Below are 19,891 nucleotides of genomic sequence, written 5' to 3'. Positions count from 1 at the left end.
TCTTACTGAGGTTCAACTTTTTTTGTTTATGCTTGCTGAGGTGTTTGTTTTTTAACAATGATGACGAATAAACTGGCCATTGCACAAAACATTCCTGCAAGAAAAAAAGCCCATGTATAAGAGTTAAAAAATTTATAAATTAACCCTCCACCATACGCTGCAACCGCCGCTCCTGCTTGATGTGAAGCAAATATCCACCCATAGATAATACTGCTTTTTTGCATACCAAATATTTGTCGTGTAATACTGATGGTTGGTGGCACTGTAGCAATCCAATCTAGTCCGTAAAAGATCGTGAAAATCGTTAATAAAACAAATGATCCTTGTGCAAGTGCATAAGGGAGCAATAATAGAGATGCGCCTCTTAACAGGTAATACCAAAACAATAACCACCGATTATCGAAGCGATCAGATAACCAGCCAGACGCAGTTGTGCCTAATAAATTAAAAATGCCCATAAAAGAAAGGAATGAGGCGGCAGTGACTAAAGGAACGCCAAAGCTAATACAATAAGAAACAAAATGAGTACCAATTAATCCGCTTGTCGATAGCCCACAAATAAAAAAGCTACCTGCTAAGAGCCAAAATGCTTTAACCTTAATCGCCTCAAATAAACCTTTAAAAGCCATAGCTATTGGATTCTTCTTTTGCTGTATTTGTTGTTCCTCTATAGCCTCCTCTTGTCCATAAGGAGTTAACCCCATATCCTGAGGTCTATTTTTTATAAAAAGCGCAATCATGAAAAACATTATGATACTAAGGAGTAGCATTAATGTGATAGCCCATCGCCAAGAATAGTGTTCAATAATGATAGCTAGAACTGGTAATAAAATTAACTGGCCCGTGGCTGTACTTGCCGTTAAAATACCAACCGCTAATCCTCTGCGTTTTACAAACCAATGATTCGCAACATATGGGCTAAGGACAGTTAAAAAAAGACTTGCTCCAAGACCAATAATGCCCCCCCAAATAACGATTAGCTGCCAGGATTCACTCATCAAAAATGTTAAAGTCATTCCTAATACTAAAGTTGCCATAGCACCTAGCATCATTTTCTTTAAGCCAATGACTTCAAGCAACGCAGCCATAAATGGTCCAGATATGCCATATAAAAACAAACTTACAGCAAAGGCTAAAGCAATGGTTGAACGATCCCAGTGAAATTCTTTTTCAAGAGGGTCGATAAACACGCCAGATGATGACATTGTAATTCCTGCGACAATTATCGAGAAAAATGTGACGATTAAAATAAACCAACTATAATGAACACGCTTCACCTCAACACCTTCTTTTCTTTGATAGACTACAAAACATGTATATACATGTTTAAGTCTGCTTATTTCATTTATATGTATATACATGTATAATCATAGTAATCGTTCATAAAGCTGTCAAGAAGGAATTTCTAGTTATTGGGTGTATACTTATAATTAGTAGAATCCCCTTAAAGGAGTACTGTCGATGAAGAATCAACTTAAAAATATTGATTATACACAAATTTGTGTTTGTGCAAACCTTAGAAAAAAAACAAGGGTTGTCACACAATTATATGATAAGCTGCTACAGCCTACAGGTTTAAAAGTTACACAATATTCAATGCTTGCACATATTGACCTTCAACAAGCTGTCTCAATCAGCCGTTTAGGTGAAATTTTACAACTGGATCAAACCACTATAACACGTAATATTAATCTATTAAAGCAACATGGCTATGTTGAGTTAAAGCGAGATACCAATGATGCTCGTACCAAAAAAATAACGCTCACTGAAAAAGGTTTAGAAAAGCTGCATGAAGCAGCACCTATTTGGCAAGGCATTCAAGATAGAATTATCGAGGATATTGGAACCGAAAAATACGCAGATTTCTACGATACCTTGCGAACAATGCAAAAAATTATTCAAGCCTATGACGAAGTATAAAAAAAGCGCCCACAGTATAGGGCGCTTTTTGCCATGCTCTTAATATTGAATAAGTGTTTTAATATTTAAATCGCCAAGCTTTTCGCGACCATTTAATTCTAGAAGTTCAATCAGGAATGCACAGCCTACTACCTGACCACCTAATTGTTCTACTAAACGAACCGTTGCTTCAACTGTACCACCAGTCGCTAGTAAATCATCACAGATTAAAACTTTTTGACCAGGCTTAATTGCATCATGATGCATTGTTAACGTATCTTTACCATATTCAAGACCGTAGTCTGCACTAATTACCTCACGTGGTAATTTACCAGGTTTACGAACAGGGGCAAAGCCGATTTCAAGTGCATAGGCAACTGGACAACCGATAATAAAACCACGTGCCTCAGGGCCAACAATAATTTCAGCGCCCACTTCTTTTGCATATTCTACGATTTGGTCTGTTGCATATTTGTATGCAGGACCATTATCCATAATTGTTGTAATATCTCTGAAGGTAATGCCCTCTTTCGGCCAATTTTCAACCGTTGTAACGTATTGCTTTAAATCCATGTTATTGCGCCTCCTACGAAACGTTATTCGTCCGCTGATGTTAAACGTTCATCAAACCATTGTTTTAATTCTATATAAGGAGCATAGACAAGCTTTTGCTCCATTTCAATCTGTTCTGAACGTTGTTTGTAAGACGGTGCCTCTGTTAGTGCTTGTTTTGGAGCATTCACGTTGACAGTCGTCAGTCCACTCTCCATTTTAACAAAATCAAGCTCAAAAAACACCTGTGTCATAAATTTTAGTGTATCTAATGGCCACCCCGTATGCTTCGCTAAATCTGCGATATGCATATCAAGCGGAAAGGCTGGTCGATTTTTCAAGAACTTATAATACCAAGCAAATTGCTCACGAGTAGGTAGACCACTGAAGTATTGCGAGTCAGGCATATAAAAATGAGCATAAATACGTGAAGGGGCTGTCTTCTGTAAAACGTCCTCTAGCTTTTGAACATTGTGTGGCAAGTCTAAGAGCACGATGTAATCACTTTGTTCAATATTTGAAAGGGCTGGGTCAACCAGTGTAATAGGTTCACCGATTAATGATTGATAATAGGTCATCGTTTCTGGACGAAAGGCGATAAACCGGGCCACGTCCTTCGGTACCGTATTCAGCCATCGAGCTGTTTGACGGATACCACGAATATCAAATAACTGCCATTCTGTAGTTTGGACATCCTCGATCATAAATTGGGCTTTTTTACGTCCCTGCCATTCGTTAATTTGCAAATCGCCTATAAAGGAAACTTTGATGCCATACGTTAATTCATCATGTAAATGCCCTTTGTTAAAACCAACACTATCCAATTTATCATAGCCGTTTGTTATTTCCATTTTAATATGATTCTCGCCCGCTCCAATTTTACGCATGGAGGCGATTTCTACATCCTCCAGCACATACACAGGCTTAGGGAAATCTGTGCCAAATGGTCCTAGTGTTGAAATTTCCTCAATAGCATCCGCTGAAATTTCATCTATGCTGAGCGGTATATCAATATGCACTACAGGTGTTAATTGCTCCTCTGTTAAACAGGCTCTTGCCTGAGCATCTAAGCGAGTACGTAGTTCATCCACATGTTCTAATGATAAGGTCATACCTGCAGCCATAGGATGTCCACCAAAATGCGGTAAAATATCTCGATTTTTAGCTAGTTCATTATATAGATGAAAACCTTCAATACTTCGAGCAGAACCTTTTGCTATGCCCTTTTCGGGATCGAGTGACAGCACAATCGTTGGACGGTAATACAGTTCAACGAGACGTGAGGCTACAATTCCTACAACACCTGCGTTCCAGCCCTCGCCAGCAACAACAAGAACTAAGGAATTGCCGATTTTTTCATCTGCTTCAATCAGTGCGATGGCTTCATCTGTAATACTTTTCACAATATCTTTGCGCTCGGTATTGCAGGCATTTAGCTTTTTTGCCAATGCGGTTGCTTTAGCATTATCCTCCGCCATTAATAATTCGACACCAGGAGCTGCTTCACCTAGACGACCAACAGCATTCAATCGTGGACCAAAATAAAAGCCAATCGTTTCTTCTGTAATTTTCATCTGCTCTGTACTGGCTATGTCACACATCGCTTGTACCCATGGACTAAGGGAACGACGCATTTCTTGTATGCCCCTCTTCACGAGATAGCGATTTTCATCCACCAACGGAACCAAATCTGCTACAGTGCCAATCGCCACAAATTCTATTAGATGGCTTGGTAGTTCACCATAAAGAGCATGTGCCAGCTTAAAGGCTACCCCTACTCCTGCTAGCTCGCCAAATGGATATTGCCCTTCTGGTATTCGGGGATGAAGAATAATATCTGCTGGTGGTAGCTCCTCACCTGGCTCATGGTGATCTGTCACAATGACATCCATACCAAGCTCCTTTGCTACTCGAATAGGCTCAATACCAGATATACCATTATCCACTGTAATGATTAACTGTACACCATCTTCATAGGCCTCCCGAAATAGGGCTTCATGCGGGCCATAGCCATGGATAAAACGATTCGGAATTTTAAAGGAGACGTCTGCTCCAAGATCTAGTAAAACATGTAACATAACGGTTGTGCTTGTCACACCATCCGCATCATAATCACCATACACTAAAATTTTCTCACCATTTTCTAGTGCTTGTTCAATTCGTGCTACCGCTTCAGCCATACCATGCATAAGAAATGGGTCATGGATATTTGCCTCAGTCATATTTAATAAGCTTTCTGCCTCAGCCGTTGTTTCGCAGCCTCGTGCTGCTAAAATTTTTGCTGCAATCGCAGAAAGTTGTAAGTCATTTTGTAATGCTTGTACAAGTGTTGCGTCAGGACGCTCCACCTGCCATCTTTTTTTCGATAGAATCATCTGCTCACTTCCTTACGAAAGCTATTATACCGAATTTCTATAGGTTGCGCACTATCCGTTAGATTGATAGTTTTATCCATCGATTTTTAATTTCTATTCGTCACTTTTCCATTTCTTTCATCATCAAAAAAGCCTACTCTTCTAAAGAGTAGACTTTTCTAACATACCTTTCGAGGCGGCTACTAATGCTTCCACCGTTGCCAAATCTCCTTGATGCAATGCCGTCACAATGGCACTACCGACAATTACACCATCTCCCAAAGCCCCCATCTTTTTCACTTGCTCTGGTGTTGAAATACCAAAGCCTGCAAGCACAGGGATTGGACTTGCTTGACGTAAGCTTGCAAAATGCTGTTCTAAATTATCAGCAAAACGCGATCTTGCTCCTGTGATCCCATTAACGGTCACTGCATAAACAAAACCCTGACTAGCTGCTGCGATGCGTGCTATACGCTCTGGAGGGCTTGTCAATGAGATAAGCTGTACCACATCAATGCCATATGGATTTAATGCATCACGTAACAACTCGCTCTCTTCCAAAGGGACATCTGGTACAATTAATCCCTTAACTCCTCCAGCTACACAGGCTTGCGCAAAAGACTTTAAGCCATATGCTAATACTGGATTGAAATAAGTCATGACTACGAGAGGCACTGTTATTTCATCTCTAAATGACGCGAGTGTTTGCAACACTTTTCTTAATGTCACACCAGCTTTGAGTGCACGTTCTCCTGCTCGTTCGATTGTTGGACCATCGGCAACAGGATCTGTAAAAGGAATCCCTACTTCAATAGCAGTTACCTCTAATTGCTGCAGTTTTAAAATAGTTGGCTTAATGGTCTCTAGCCCTCCGTCACCTGCCATGATATAAGGTATAAAAGCTTTATGACCTTCAGCTTTTGCCTGATCGATCGCTTGCTGTAAAGTTGTCATTTTACATCCCCTCCTAGTGCTGCTCGAACTGTGTGAACATCTTTATCTCCTCGACCAGATAAGCACACAACAATGATCTGATCTTTTGACATGGTCTTTGCAAGTTTTGCCGTATAAGCAATGGCATGAGAACTTTCAAGTGCAGGCAGTATCCCTTCTGTTCGGCTTAATAATTGTAGTGCCTCCAGTGCTTCAGCATCTGTGATGGAGTCAAATTGAGCTCGACCAATATCATGTAAATAACAATGCTCTGGTCCTTTCCCTGGATAATCTAACCCAGCTGAAATAGAATGTGCTTCTTGGACAAAGCCGTTTTCATCCTGTAATAAATACATATAGGCGCCATGTAATACACCTAATTGTCCACCTGCGATGGCCGCAGCATGCTTCCCAGTTTCAAGACCACTTCCTGCTGCTTCAACACCGTATAAGGCAACTGATTCATCATCAACGAATGGGTGAAACATACCGATTGCGTTACTGCCACCTCCAATACAGGCAACAACTGCATCAGGTAAACGCCCCTCTTTTTGCACGATTTGCCTTCTTGTTTCTACTCCAATGACACGCTGAAAGTCCCGAACAATTTTTGGGAATGGGTGAGGACCTAAGGCAGAGCCTAAAATATAGTGGGTATCCTCAACATTTGTCACCCAGTAACGTAGGGCAGCGTTCACAGCATCCTTTAATGTTTTAGAACCACTTTCCACTGATTGAACCTTTGTGCCAAGCAACTCCATACGAAAGACATTTAACTGCTGACGTTTTATATCTTCTGCTCCCATAAATACAACACATTCTAGATTTAATAATGCACATGCAGTAGCTGTTGCCACACCATGCTGCCCAGCTCCTGTTTCAGCAACGATTTTCTTTTTACCCATGCGTTTGGCTAGAAGTGCTTGCCCAATCGCATTATTAATTTTATGTGCACCTGTATGGTTTAAATCTTCACGCTTTAAATAAATCTTTGCTCCATCTAGCGCCTTCGTTAAATTTTCTGCGTAATAGAGCGGTGTTTCGCGGCCAACATAGTCTTCTAAATAATAGGACAGCTCCTCTGTAAATGCAGGGTCTAGTAATGCTTGCTCATAAGCAGCTTCTAATTCAAGCAAGGCTGTCATTAATGTTTCGGGCACAAACCGACCACCAAATTGTCCAAAACGCCCTTCTTTTGTCGGTACACTATTTGCTATTGATATTCCCATCATCTGCTCCCCCTCTTTACTGCCTGTAAAAAAGCTTGTATTTTGGTAGAATCCTTGCTTCCATCTGTTTCTACACCACTTGAAACATCCACCATAAAAGGCCCTACATCCGTAATAGCCGCTTCAATATTGTCTACATTGAGACCACCCGCTAATAGTAATTTTTCTTTGGGAATCCCTACTTGCTCAAGGAGTGTCCAATCAAAAGTGTGACCACTCCCGCCTTTAAACTCTGTACCAGGCGCGTCAAATAAATAATAATCTACCTGATAGCTAGCAGCCGCTTGAACATCCTCTTTTTCTCGTATCGATAATGCCTTTATGGCGGGATAACCTTGCTCCTGAATAAATGCTGGCGTTTCCTCCCCATGATATTGCACATAATCTAAGGGCACTCGCTCTACTGCTTCCTTTAATTCGGCTGACGTTGGATTCACAAAGACACCTATTTTTAAAACGCCTTGTGGTACATGCTTCGCTAACTGTTGGGCTTGCTCAATGGATACACGGCGTTTACTCGGTGCAAAAACAAACCCTATAGCATCTGCACCAGCATGAACAGCTGTTTTGACATGTTCTTGCTCCTGTAGACCACAAATTTTGACCTTTGTCATACCGATGCCCCCTCTTTACTTACTTGCAAATCTCGTAGTGCTTGCCCCGCATCTCCACTCCTCATCAAAGCTTCACCTACCAGGACACCACTAGCCCCCATCGAGGCTACTAGCTTCGCATCGTCCTGCGTCCATATACCGCTCTCACTAATTAATACTCGATTCTCATCAAATGGAAACACATTAGCAATTTCTCTGGTACGCTCTAGGCTTACTTCGAAGGTACGTAAATCACGATTATTAACGCCAATTAACTTTGCATCTACCGCAAGAGCGCGTTCAAGCTCTTCACAATCGTGTACTTCCACTAAAACCTCTAGGCCTAAGCCCGTTGCATAGCTATATAAATCACGTAAGGCATCGTCTGTTAGGGCTGCCACAATTAATAAAATAATGGATGCACCTGCCGCCTTGGCAAATCGAATCTGCACTCGATCAATCATAAAATCCTTACAAAGAAGTGGGGTATCTACAGCAGCAGCAACTGCTGCTAAATCTTCAAAGGAGCCTTTAAAAAATTCCTTGTCTGTTAAGACCGAAATAGCTGCTGCTCCTGCTAGTGCATAGACTTTTGCTTGAGCAACTGGGTCTGCTCCGCCAGCTATTAACCCTTTTGAAGGGGAAGCACGCTTCATTTCCGCGATGACTTGCAGTGTATGAGCTTGACACAATGATTCAATGAACGAGCGACGTGGCGTTTCTGTAAAGTTTGCTAAAGGATCTGGCTGCTCTAATAAAGCACCTACCTCAATCTTTTTTTGCAGTAATATTTTATTGAGTATATTCATTACCCTACCTCCACTTCTTTAATTTGCATGCTATATGTTACAACCGCCTCTAATTTTTGTTGTGCTCTCCCGCTAAAAATACTTTCCTTTGCCATAGCTACACCCTCTTTGATGGTTTCCGCTTGACCATAGCCAAATAAGCCGATGCCAGCATTTAATAGTACTGTATCTAAATAAGGACTCCGTTCCCCAGCCAATATTTTTTGCATAATCACCGCATTTTCATCTGCATTGCCACCACGGATGGCCTCTAAAGGGGCCATTTGAAGACCGACATCTTCTGCATTTAGGGAAAAGGGAATTAAATCTCCTTTATCTACTAAAACCAATGTATTTTGACCTGCTAATGAAGCCTCGTCTAAGCCTTGTGGTCCTGAGACGACAATGGCCCGCTCACGTCCAAGCATTTGTAAGACTGAGGCATATTCCATGACAAAATTCGGTCGATTAATGCCTGTAAATTGTGTGGATAATGGGACCGGATTTGTTAAAGGACCAACAAGATTAAAGATTGTCGGTTTTCCTAATGAACGGCGAACTTCACCAATTCTCTTTAATTTCGGATGAACATTCGGTGCATAAATAAAAGCGATTCCCTCTCTCTCTAGCAAATGGGCTGTTTGTGGGATGGAAATAGCTGTATGAATACCTAGTGCCTCTAGCACATCTGAGCTACCAGAGGAGGAAGAGATTTTACGGTTCCCATGCTTGGCAATTTTGACACCTGCCCCAGCTAATACGAAAGCAGAAGCTGTACTGATATTAAAAGTATGAAGACCGTCTCCACCTGTACCGCAATTATCCATATAGCTACCTTCTTTTACGGCTATATCAAGAGCAAAAGATCGCATAATAGTTGCTAATGCGGCTACTTCATGTGCAGTTTCTCCCTTCGCAGCTAAAGCTGTTAAAAAGCTTGCTATTTCTTCTTTAGGAGTATCATCCTGAAATAACCATTGCGCTGCCTGTAGCATTTCTTCGTACATGAGATGTGTTCCCTGCAGTACTTTCCCTTGTAATCTTTCCATTAGTTTTGCCCCCCATTGCTCACCAGTAACTGTAAAAATGCCTGTTCTTCCTCTTGCACTTGATGTAAAACGTTTTGCACATTTGTATATTTGGTAACAGTTATTGTTGCTTGCAAATGCATGGTATCCTGTTTAACTACAATAGATTGACCTGTTAAGGCAAAATCCAAATGACCATTAAATCCAATAAAGCCGAGAGCACCAAAATAACCAGCTGCATACGGATGCTCCGTTGCTGAAAGTGGGGATATGGTTGCTGCTAAAACATCCAGGGCATGAAGCATTGGTAAAAGCTTTCCTTCCACCCTAGTCGTCATGTGCAGTGCCTTTTTGGACCGCTGGATACGCATAGCCTCCATGACCTGAACAGAATCTCGGAAACAAACCGACTGTAATTCTTGCTGAATAGCCCTAACAAGAAGTGCATGTGATTGCCTAATGCTTTCATGATTGTATAATTTACGTTCATTTTCTAGTTCTTCATTTTTTGTTTCCCCTCGCGGATATGTTCCCTCTGTAGGAGTCGCAATAACGCTTTCACCTTTTACTCGGATTAGACTTTCAGGAGAAGTACCTAACACAACATGATCCTCAAATTCAATATAATACATATAGGCTGCAGGCTTTTTTTTACGTAGCTGTCGATACAAAGCCAACGTATCACCTTGAAAGTTGGCTACATGGCGGTTCGGCAAAACTACCCTTGTTATGTCATCATGTAAGTTGGCTTGCATTGTCTGTAAAACCGTTGCAAATGATTCATTTGTTGTAGCATCAAGCGGTTGATAACGATAAGATGCTTCGTCACTGATATGCCCGTTTACTATTTGTTGAGCCAATTCTTCCAAATCAGGTTCCTGCTTTTCTGCATCTATATTTGTATGAATCAATGTCACTTCATCTGTTTGATGATCGAAGACAATAATCGTTTCATAGACATGAAAATAAGCATCAGGCAGTTCTATTTTTTTATCTACGAACATCGTTGTACCGCCAAAGCCTATATATCCAACGGCACCACCTGAAAATGGAAATTGCGTCGTATTAGAAATACGTGGCATGAGGCGTTTAAGAAGAACAAAAAGTTCCCCTTGATGCACGTATGTTTTTCCTGTTTTATAGGAAACCTCTTGGATTTCTTGGCCCACACCTTTATATGTTTTTCGTGGATTAGCACCAATGAAGGAAAATCTTCCAGCTCCTTCGTGTTGGGCAGAACTTTCCAATAAAAATTTATGTTTTCCCTGTAAACGCCTAAAAATCAAAATAGGTGTTAAAGAATCGCCATTGATCGTTTTCATTTTTGTTCTTGAACTCGTTATTTGCATAGCTATTTGCTCCTTTTTCAAAGATTCCTTTAGCTAATGTCTAGACGAATGCTGAATGAAAATAAAAAAGCCCTCTGCAAAAAGGATTATTCCTAATTGCAGAGGACGATTATGACCGCGTTGCCACCTCATATTAGAGCATATGCTCTCACTTTTGTGCTTTACATCATGGCAATGGTAAACCATACCTTGAAAGCACCCCTATAACGTGGGGAATCACGTTCGCTTTTTTATAAGCGACTCTCATAAGTCCATTCACATAAGCTGTAAATCAGTTTACACCAGCCACTGACTCTCTTTATTACACACTTAGGCTACTACTCTTATTCAACAATTTCTCAGCTATTCTCATCTAAACTCAGCTCATCTGTTCTGTGGCTGACCTCGCTCCCGAGATCTTCTACCTTGACCGAACAAAAAGTTAGCCTTAATTCTATGCCAATCCAATACTATTGTCAATCAATTCTGACGAAAAAAGTTGAAATTCCTATTTTATTAGAGGAATCAAAAGTAGGTATATTATCCTTCTATAAAAACTTATTGGAGAATAAGATTTCCTACGATTGAAAATTCCTTGACTATTGACCATGTAAATATATCAAGTTATAGTAATTTCAGAACATCAATTTTTTCCATATAATAAAAGAAAGTAGGAAGTTTATGTCCGTTCGCAAAAAATTAAATATAGGATTCATTTCCTTAACATGTTTACTTTTTATCTCAAGCATCGTATCATTTATTCAATTTAAAACAACACAGAATGATTTAGAAGAAGTATTGAAGCATCGGATGGTGCAAATCCAATTAACAGATAAAATCCAACAACAACTTGCGTCTCAAGGTTTATTTTTACGCTCCTATATTTTAAATAAGAAGGACGATACAGCTAAGGCCAATTTAGAGCGCTATGAAAAGTTGTTACCTGAAACAGTTCATGAACTTTCTACTATTGTTCGATCAGATTATACAAAAAATATTATGCAGCAAATCACGGAATTGCAAAAAGAGTTACTGTCAAATTCACAGAAAGCTTTACAAGCGTTTAATAGTGGCAACACGGATCTAGCACTCTCTATCATCAATAATGATGTTACAAAATACAATAAGGACATTTTTAAGTTAACAACTGAATTATTAGCTTATCACGATGAACAGCTTCAAAATGTTGACCAATCTGTTAATCAAACCGTTTCACGCGCTATTATCATTGCTATTAGCCTTCTCCTTGCAAGTATTATTATTGGTTTATATTTTATGCATATGGTCAAAGCCTCCATTGTCCTGCCCCTACGCAAGGTTATTGGAGCAGCAGATACATTAGCACAAGGTGATTTAACAATTGCTGAGCTTGACCATCAATCAAAAGATGAGATCGGTACACTTGCCAATGCAGTCAATACATTAAAACAAAATCTAGCTGGTTTAATGACTAACATTCAAGATAGTGCATCCCATTTATCGGCTGTTTCAGAAGAGCTTTCTGCTAGCACTGAAGAAGTAACTGCAACTTCCGATAATATTGCTCAACGAATTCAAAATAATGTAACACATATCACTTCTTCTGCTAGTGCCTCTCAGCAAAGTGCTGTGGCAATGGATGAAACTGCATCAGGTGTCCAACGCATTGCGGAGGCGACTCAAAGTCTTCATCACAATGCAGAAAATCTGACTCAGCTTGCCCATACAGGTGGTGCAACGATTGCAACAGCAAAAGAACAGATGAATATGATCGCACTAGCAACTTCTGATATTGCAACATTAACGCAAAAACTAAGTAAGCAATCAGAAGAAATTGGGCAAATTACAACAGTGATTACAGCAATTTCAGAACAAACAAATTTACTGGCACTAAATGCAGCTATTGAAGCAGCAAGAGCAGGAGAACATGGGAAAGGCTTTGCAGTCGTAGCGGATGAGGTACGAAAACTTGCTGAGGAATCGAATCAATCTGCCAATCAAATCGTTGCTATTACAAAAGAAATTCTAACAGATACACAAAATGTTGCAGCATCAGTAAATAATGGTTTAGCTTCTGTAAAGGATGGTGTAGCCAAAATTCATGAGGCTGGAGATGCTTTCTACTCCATCACCTCTGCTGTTGCAGCATTCACAGAGCAAATTGAAGAAATTTCTGCCACATCTGAAGAAATCTCTGCTAGTGCAGAGCAGGTTGCAGCTTCTGTCACGGAAATTGCCAATGTTTCTAACGAATCAGCAACGAATTCTCATATGATTGCAGAATCTGTTGACGAGCAAGTTGCGACCATGCAGCAGGTAAATACTGTCGCAGAAGAATTAAGTGAAAATGCGCAACAGCTACAAGGCTTAATCCAGCAATTTAAATTGTAAATACTATATGAAAAATCTGCTGCTTTTTATAAAAGGCAGCAGTTTTTTTGCATGAAAAAAGCAAAGAATAGAAAACCATATGTTTTCCATTCTCTGCTCATTATATTATACAGTAGGCTCGTCTGTACCCCATTGTTTCTTCTCTTTTTTACGTAGCTTCCCATCTGATTTTTTCATTTCACGAATTTTTAATGAATACCAGATTTGAGCTGCGATACAGATTGAAGAATACATACCTGTAATCAAACCAATCAATAACGCGATAGAGAAGTTTTGAATAGATGGTGCACCAAAAATTAATAGGGCTACAACAACGATAATTACAGTTAATACTGTATTAACCGAACGACCCATTGTTTGGCGTAGCGATTTATTCACGATATTCGCCAATACTTCACGGTCATTAATTGTATCATAACGATCTAAGTTTTCCCGCATACGGTCAAAGGTAACAATCGTATCATTGATGGAATACCCAACAATTGTTAATACAGCCGCAATAAACGTAATATCTACTTCTAAACGCATGAAGCTAAAGACGGCAACAATTAAGAATACATCATGCAATAATGAAACAATTGCACCAATACCCATGCGCCATTCAAAACGAACTGCTACATAAATGATAATCCCTATTGCTGCAAGAGATAAAGCCTTAATTGCATTTTTTACAAGTTCCTTACCAACTGTAGGCGATACAGTACTTACAGCTGGTTCATGACCATATTTTTCGCCAGCTTCTTTTTTAAATTCTAAAATTTCTGCTTGTGTAAGGTCATCTTTATAGCGAATGACTGCTGTATTACTTTTCTCACCAGAGAGTATGATATCTTCTGATGAAAAATCAATGCTATCTAGATATTTGGACACTTCTTCTTTTGTTAATGTTTGATCCGATTCAATTTGGACACGAGTACCGCTTGAGAAATCGATACCTAGGTTAAGGCGGAAGATGCCAAGAACCACTAAACCAGCCACTAGAATGGCTAATGAGAACGTATAGAATTTCTTACGGTTGTGAACAAAGTCAAATCGATCGAATTTCGTTGATAAATCTAATGTACCAATATTTTCATCTAGACTATGCTGTTTAGATTTTGCAATACCAAACCATGCAGGACTGTTGAAATAGCCACTGTTTACAAGTAGTCCTAATAGGACACGTGAGCCCCAAACTGCTGTTAAGAAGCTCAATAAAATACTAATAATTAATGTTGTAGCAAATCCTTTAACAGAGCTTGTTCCCCATTGGAACAATACTGCTGCAGCTAATAAAGTTGTCAACTGCGCATCGACAATGGCTGATAAAGATTGTTTAGAACCAATTTGGAAGGCTTGTTTAGCGGAATAACCCACCCGTAGCTCTTCACGTATACGTTCTGCCGCTAAAATATTGGCATCTACTGCCATCCCTATACCCAGAACAATGGCCGCAATACCTGGGAGTGTTAATACCGCATTAATCCAGTCAAAGACCACTAATACTAGGAATGTAAACACAACCAGTGTAATGATGGAAATAAAGCCTGGTAAACGATAGTAGAATAGCATAAATAAGAAAATAACTATTACGCCGACAATACCAGCAAAAATAGTACTTTTCAGTGCTGCATCACCAAATTGAGCACCAACAGAAGTTGAATAAATTTCATCTAGCTTTACAGGCAATGCCCCAGCATTTAAAATATCTGCTAAATTTTTTGTTTCTTCAACAGAGAAATTACCGCTAATCATAACATCTGTTGTATTTAATGTTTGACTAACTGTTGCTGCAGATGCATAGCGAGGCTTTGCTTTTTGTGATTCCGCTTTATAGGAATCGACACCCTCTTCAAAGTCTAACCATACAACCAGTAAATTTTGACCTGCGGGTTTTGCCGCAATTTTACTTGTTATATCAGCAAATTTTTTCGCATCTTTTAAAGTTAAGGATACAATCGGACGATTTTGTTGGTCAAAAGAGCCTTTAGCACCGTTAGCTTTCAAATCGTCTCCATCTAATAATAAATTATCATCAACATCACGGAATGTTAAATTCGCAGAAGTAGACAATAACTTACGTGCCGATTCCTGATCCTCAACACCAGCTAATTGCACACGAATACGATTTTTGTCCTCAACCTGAATACTCGGTTCACTAACCCCCATCGTATTTACACGTTCACCAAGTGCAGTGGATGTTGCTGTGACAATTTCTGGTGTAATTTTTTGTCCTTCTTTTAATTCATTTACCTCGTAAAGCACTTCAAACCCGCCCTGTAAGTCAAGACCAAGCTTGATGTCCTTTAAGACGCCGTTTACAGTCGTACTAATACCTGCTGCCAATAGCACGATAATCAGTAGAAATGCAACTATACGACTTTTTAGTTTCATCAATAAATCCTCCTCGAATTGGTGTAAGGGCTGTCCTTACACGCCAAACAAGTAACTAGCAATACCTTTTGAAACGTTTAATCCTCCTTTTCATCTAGAATCGTGTTACCTGTGCTTCAAAAAGGTTGCTTTACTTATTTCAATCGTTCATAACGCGCAAGTTTATCTTAGTATTATTAGGTACTAGCCTTCTAAATGTCAATAAAAGCAATGAAGACTTATGTAAGTAAGAACTTATTCAAAATAAAAAAAGCGCAACACACTTATTATGAAACAGGTTGCGCTTGGTGTCAATTCAACACGTATAGGATTCTTAGAATTATTGTAAAATTTGACACATCATTGATTACGTTCTGACTGGACCAAGCAGTAATTGTAACTCGTCTGTATTGACTTCTTCAAACCAATTATTACTTTGTAAAAACTCTACTTGATTAAATGAGACGATATCAGATGGTGATACCGAAAAAATGGTAGAAATGACTTCATGTAAACGTAGTTGCTCAACTTTCTTTTTACGCCATTTTTTTTCAATACAGTAGCGCCAGAGTTCTTCGGCTGTAATAGCATTATATTGATAATGCTGGAACTCTGCTATCTTACTATCAATTGCCGGACGAATCTTTTCAAATAGTTGCTCATATTGCATACTCATTTTGAATCATCTCCAATCAAAGTCGTAACGTAAGACATGCTTGCATACAAATAGTGTAAATGAATTTTTGCGGCTTGAGAAGGGACGGATGGCATGAGTTCTTTTGTACGAGGTACATTATTTTTAATGTTTGTGATTTTTTTATCTAAACTTTTTGGCTTCTTTTATAGAATGCAATTTATGCGGATTGCTGGTGAAGAGGCTGTCGGTATTTATATGACCGTCTATCCAGCGTTTATTTTCTTCATCTCACTCATTCAACTAGGACTACCTATCGCTGTGGCTAAAATAGTGGCTGAATTACTAGCAAAAAATAAACGTGAGAACATCTTTGGTGTCATGCGTACAGCCATTCTTTGGTCATTCATTGGCATGATCATTTTTATGCCACTCGTTGCACTAACAATACCATATATTTCAACAACTCTATTACATAATGAACAGACAACATTTACATTATGGATTGCACTCTTTGCTGTACCAGTATCAGTTGGATCTGGCTTATTACGTGCCTATTTACAAGGTGTTGCAAAGATTACACCGACAGCATGGGCACAAATGATCGAACAAATTGTACGTATTAGCTTCATTACTTTAATGCTACCCTATGTGGCTAATTACAATAATGCTGCTGTCACGGCTGCGGCGGCAATGGGCATTACACTGCTAGCCGAAGTTGTAGCATTCTTGTATTTATGGCTACACTATATCGTTTCCAAAAAGAAATTATTGACACGAAAAACTAAAATTGAAGGGTATCCTGCATCACCAATGTTGCGTATTGCCCTTCCCTCTGCAGGCAGTAAGCTTTTTGGTTCTTTCACTTGGTTTTTAGAGCCGATTATCTTTTTAAAGGCTTTAACTGTGGCCGGTTTAACCGCTTCTGCTGCCACTATTTTATATGGTGTCATCTCCGGTGTTTTGGTGCCACTACTGTTATTTCCTGCGTTTGTATCAACAGCCTTATCGATTGTGCTCATTCCAGCTGTTAGTGATGCCGTCGCTCGTCAGCACACCCCGCTATTACAGGAACGAATTTCGGTGTCCCTTAGATTGTCTTCGCTAGTGGGGTGCTTTGCTGCTACGTATTTCTTTGTGCATGGAGATGAATTAGCGATGAAGCTTTTCCATTTAGAAGAAAATCGTGGGTACGTTAAAATTTTAGCACCTATTTTTTATTTTTATTATATTCAAAGTCCTCTACACTCCATCTTACAGGCAATTGGTGAGGCAAGAGCTGCCATGATGAACTCCATCTATGGTGGGCTAGGTAAACTTTTCGTGATGTTTGTACTTGCCTCTCAACCAGGTATCCAAGAAAAAGGAGCCGTTGTAGCTATTGGCTTTGGGGTATTACTAACGTCATTCTTGCATATAGCAACAGTTAGACAACGTAAAAACCTGCGTGCTGGCTTTAGAATGTTTGTCGTGCCTTATAGTTGTTTTATTGCTGTTTGCGTCGCCCAGTATTTCCTTATTCCAATACTATCACTACCATTTATTTTAAGTAGTGGTGTGACATTATTTTTGCTATTTACCTTTTTATTATTTACCAATCAGTTGCGTATTACAGATTTCCGTTACATTAAAAAATTGGCGAAGAAAGTTTAGGATTCCTTTAATTGGATATGCAGCTTATTGTCTTCCCAAATACAAAAAAATACCGTTTCACTGTCAGTAATATTATTTTTTGCTAGCTCACCCATTAGCCAATCCACATCTTTATGCATGGTAAATAAATGTCTCTCTTGGATATCACCGTCGATAATCAATGGATACACAAAGGCTTTTTCATCTTTTTTATAGACAGAAAGATTGCCTGAAGGCTCTAAATACGCAAAGGCTACATCTGTCACAGATGCAATTCCGTTTTCTCGTAATTGCTGACATAAATCATCTAAATTATAGCGGTGTTTTCTCATCTCACTCTCTAAAATAACACCGTCTTTTACTAATAAAGCAGGGTCACCATCCACTAGGTCACGTATTTTTTTGAACTTTAATGACAAAAAGGCACTTAATATTTGAATAAAGAGCAAAATAATGATAGGTAGTATGGCATTAAAGAGAGGATTTTTATAATCGTCTAGCGCAAAGGCCGCTACTTCTGCAATTAATACAAATACGACCAAATCGATGACTGATAATTCACCTACTTCTCGTTTACCCATTAAACGGAAAACGATGATGATAAACACATACAAAAAGCAAGTTCTAAAAATAATATGGTAATATTCTTCCATATAAACACCCCCATACTATCAAGGTGACCTTACTTATTGTTTTTTATACAGTTTTCAAGGAATAGTCCCTACTTGTTCGTACACACTAACATAGAGCTTAGATGCTTATCACAATAAACATGCAAACAAGGTGAGGACATGACAAAAAAAATAATCGTTTTCGTTTTTGTTTATATCCTTTTTCTTATTAGACCTTATCCTATTTACGGGTATCAGGAACAGGAAATACCTATTCTTATGTACCATCATTTAGAGGACAATATAAACAATACTACTGTTATTTCACCCAAAAGCTTCGAAAATCAAATGAAATTACTTAAAATGGAAGGCTATCAGGCCATTTCTGCTCAGCAATTATATGATTACTTAAACGACCAAGCGCCGTTACCTCAAAAGCCCGTGTTAATTACTTTTGACGATGGGTATTTTAGTAATTATGAAAAAGCTTACCCGATATTGAAAAAATATGATATGCATGCAGAAATCTTTGTGATTGCAAGCCGAATCTTAGAGATGAATGGAAACAATTACCATCCAAATGAAACAGCAAAGATGAGTTGGGATCAATTAAAGGAAATGAAGGATTATATTACAATCCAGAGTCATACTTGGGACTTACATTATAAATTACCTTCAAAAAATGGTAAACTAAATGGCGCAGTATTTGGTCCTAGTATTGTAAATGGGCAACTAGAGAGTCAGGTTGAATATGAAGAAAGAGTAAGAAATGATTTTATTCATTCAAGAAAAATAATCAAAGAAAAGTTAGGATATGAACCAATAGCAATAAGCTATCCTTATGGGATTTACTCACCCTCCACCATCAAATTAGCCAAGGAAGCTGGCTTTAAGATGGCCTTTGTCATACAAAATAAACATGTGAAAAAAGGCGATTCCCTATTTACGTTAAGCCGAATAACGATTAATGGCAATGATACTGGTGAGGCATTCATTCATAAATTAAAAACTACAACTGCAAAAAACATCTAAACACTGCCTTCTAATATTGTATAAAAAAGACTTACAATATAGCTATCGCCTATTGTAAGCCTTTTCTTCTTTGTTACTGATTGTCATTGACAATTCGTCCAATTGCTTGACGGTCAAATTTCACTCGTACATTGTCAGCAATTTTTAATGTCACTGCTGTGTCTTCAATTGCATCAATAACACCGTGTAAACCACCAATCGTAATGACTTTATCTCCACGTTGCAAACTACTTTGCATATTTTGTGTTTCCTGCTGTCTTTTTTTAGCTGGACGGATTAAGATAAACCACATTGCAACGAACATTAATAATATTGGTGCTAATCCTAATAATTGATCCATAATAGCATCTTGCCCCCTTTCCAAATCTCACTTTTTTAGTATAGACTATTCCACCATTAAAAAGCGATGGACAAGCCCAAAAATTTTCTCAATTACTAATATTTTTTCTATGATTGACAATATTTTGCTAGAAATATTCACTTTTTACAAAGTTTTGAATGATTTGCAAAACTATTGCTATTGATTATGGACATTAGGGGATGCCTAATGTCCTTT

The 19,891-nt window shown here is 38.8% G+C and carries 17 protein-coding genes and 1 other annotated feature; of the genes, 4 read left to right on the top strand and 13 right to left on the bottom strand.

Annotated elements, in window-relative coordinates:
• Window positions 1-26 precede the first annotated feature (26 nt).
• Complete coding sequence (locus tag ACMGGO_RS06240; protein ID WP_048392111.1) at window positions 27-1,277, bottom strand: MFS transporter; 1,251 nt, start codon at window positions 1,275-1,277, stop codon at window positions 27-29.
• Between the two features lie 184 nt (window positions 1,278-1,461).
• Here ACMGGO_RS06240 and ACMGGO_RS06235 point away from each other — a divergent pair, with 184 nt between their 5' ends.
• Window positions 1,462-1,920 carry a MarR family winged helix-turn-helix transcriptional regulator gene (locus ACMGGO_RS06235; protein ID WP_009373748.1) on the top strand — a complete coding sequence of 153 codons (459 nt, stop codon included), beginning with the start codon at window positions 1,462-1,464 and terminating at the stop codon, window positions 1,918-1,920.
• A 39-nt stretch (window positions 1,921-1,959) separates the two neighbouring features.
• Here ACMGGO_RS06235 and ACMGGO_RS06230 read toward each other — a convergent pair whose 3' ends face one another.
• The 8 genes from ACMGGO_RS06230 to ACMGGO_RS06195 all read right to left on the bottom strand — a co-directional run bounded on the left by ACMGGO_RS06230 (window position 1,960) and on the right by ACMGGO_RS06195 (window position 10,725).
• Window positions 1,960-2,472, bottom strand: coding sequence for an adenine phosphoribosyltransferase (locus ACMGGO_RS06230; RefSeq protein ID WP_004226730.1), 513 nt, complete (start codon window positions 2,470-2,472; stop codon window positions 1,960-1,962).
• A gap of 23 nt (window positions 2,473-2,495) precedes the next feature.
• Window positions 2,496-4,826, bottom strand: coding sequence for a single-stranded-DNA-specific exonuclease RecJ (gene recJ, locus ACMGGO_RS06225; protein WP_420281667.1), 2,331 nt, complete (start codon window positions 4,824-4,826; stop codon window positions 2,496-2,498).
• Between the two features lie 141 nt (window positions 4,827-4,967).
• The gene (gene trpA, locus ACMGGO_RS06220) at window positions 4,968-5,759 is read right to left on the bottom strand and encodes a tryptophan synthase subunit alpha (protein ID WP_103118488.1); all 792 of its coding nucleotides are present in this window, start codon (window positions 5,757-5,759) and stop codon (window positions 4,968-4,970) included.
• Entirely contained in the window at window positions 5,756-6,967 is a 1,212-nt protein-coding gene (gene trpB / locus ACMGGO_RS06215) for a tryptophan synthase subunit beta (protein ID WP_103118489.1), read from the bottom strand. The genes trpA and trpB overlap by 4 nt, the downstream gene beginning before the upstream one ends.
• Complete coding sequence (locus ACMGGO_RS06210) at window positions 6,967-7,581, bottom strand: phosphoribosylanthranilate isomerase (RefSeq protein ID WP_054550039.1); 615 nt, start codon at window positions 7,579-7,581, stop codon at window positions 6,967-6,969. Before ACMGGO_RS06210 ends, trpB begins: the two co-directional genes overlap by 1 nt.
• Window positions 7,578-8,369 (bottom strand): indole-3-glycerol phosphate synthase TrpC, encoded by a 792-nt coding sequence (trpC, locus tag ACMGGO_RS06205; protein WP_048392105.1) that lies wholly within the window; start codon window positions 8,367-8,369, stop codon window positions 7,578-7,580. Before trpC ends, ACMGGO_RS06210 begins: the two co-directional genes overlap by 4 nt.
• A complete protein-coding gene (gene trpD, locus ACMGGO_RS06200) occupies window positions 8,369-9,397 on the bottom strand; it encodes an anthranilate phosphoribosyltransferase (RefSeq protein WP_103118491.1) in 1,029 nt (342 codons plus the stop codon). Before trpD ends, trpC begins: the two co-directional genes overlap by 1 nt.
• Window positions 9,397-10,725, bottom strand: a complete 1,329-nt coding sequence (locus ACMGGO_RS06195; protein WP_420281666.1) for a chorismate-binding protein — start codon at window positions 10,723-10,725, stop codon at window positions 9,397-9,399. Before ACMGGO_RS06195 ends, trpD begins: the two co-directional genes overlap by 1 nt.
• Before the next feature lie 98 nt (window positions 10,726-10,823).
• Window positions 10,824-11,065 (bottom strand) — a binding site (T-box leader).
• A 320-nt stretch (window positions 11,066-11,385) separates the two neighbouring features.
• Between ACMGGO_RS06195 and ACMGGO_RS06190 the strand changes: the two genes are divergently transcribed.
• Complete coding sequence (locus ACMGGO_RS06190; RefSeq protein WP_420281665.1) at window positions 11,386-13,074, top strand: methyl-accepting chemotaxis protein; 1,689 nt, start codon at window positions 11,386-11,388, stop codon at window positions 13,072-13,074.
• Window positions 13,075-13,179: 105 nt separating this feature from the next.
• On the opposite strand, the gene secDF is transcribed toward ACMGGO_RS06190, so the two are convergent.
• Both secDF and ACMGGO_RS06180 read right to left on the bottom strand, forming a co-directional pair.
• On the bottom strand, window positions 13,180-15,447 hold the full coding sequence (secDF, locus tag ACMGGO_RS06185; protein ID WP_281216109.1) for a protein translocase subunit SecDF: 2,268 nt from the start codon (window positions 15,445-15,447) through the stop codon (window positions 13,180-13,182).
• A 346-nt stretch (window positions 15,448-15,793) separates the two neighbouring features.
• Window positions 15,794-16,102 (bottom strand): post-transcriptional regulator, encoded by a 309-nt coding sequence (locus ACMGGO_RS06180; RefSeq protein ID WP_004226703.1) that lies wholly within the window; start codon window positions 16,100-16,102, stop codon window positions 15,794-15,796.
• Between the two features lie 93 nt (window positions 16,103-16,195).
• Between ACMGGO_RS06180 and ACMGGO_RS06175 the strand changes: the two genes are divergently transcribed.
• Window positions 16,196-17,713 carry a putative polysaccharide biosynthesis protein gene (locus ACMGGO_RS06175; protein WP_048395180.1) on the top strand — a complete coding sequence of 506 codons (1,518 nt, stop codon included), beginning with the start codon at window positions 16,196-16,198 and terminating at the stop codon, window positions 17,711-17,713.
• Here ACMGGO_RS06175 and ACMGGO_RS06170 read toward each other — a convergent pair.
• Window positions 17,710-18,345, bottom strand: coding sequence for a DUF421 domain-containing protein (locus tag ACMGGO_RS06170; RefSeq protein ID WP_066036504.1), 636 nt, complete (start codon window positions 18,343-18,345; stop codon window positions 17,710-17,712). The genes ACMGGO_RS06175 and ACMGGO_RS06170 overlap by 4 nt on opposite strands.
• Before the next feature lie 138 nt (window positions 18,346-18,483).
• On the opposite strand from ACMGGO_RS06170, the gene ACMGGO_RS06165 reads away from it, so the two are divergent.
• On the top strand, window positions 18,484-19,335 hold the full coding sequence (locus ACMGGO_RS06165; protein WP_048395178.1) for a polysaccharide deacetylase family protein: 852 nt from the start codon (window positions 18,484-18,486) through the stop codon (window positions 19,333-19,335).
• A 73-nt stretch (window positions 19,336-19,408) separates the two neighbouring features.
• Here the strand turns inward: ACMGGO_RS06165 and yajC are convergent, their stop codons facing one another.
• On the bottom strand, window positions 19,409-19,675 hold the full coding sequence (yajC, locus tag ACMGGO_RS06160; RefSeq protein ID WP_004226696.1) for a preprotein translocase subunit YajC: 267 nt from the start codon (window positions 19,673-19,675) through the stop codon (window positions 19,409-19,411).
• Window positions 19,676-19,891: the final 216 nt, after the last annotated feature.

The sequence above is a fragment of the Lysinibacillus sp. BNK-21 genome (assembly GCF_048684915.1).
Taxonomy (GTDB): Bacteria; Bacillota; Bacilli; order Bacillales_A; family Planococcaceae; genus Lysinibacillus; species Lysinibacillus capsici.
The sequence above is the reverse complement of the archived record's forward strand: the minus strand, read 5'-3'. Positions and strand labels throughout refer to the sequence as shown.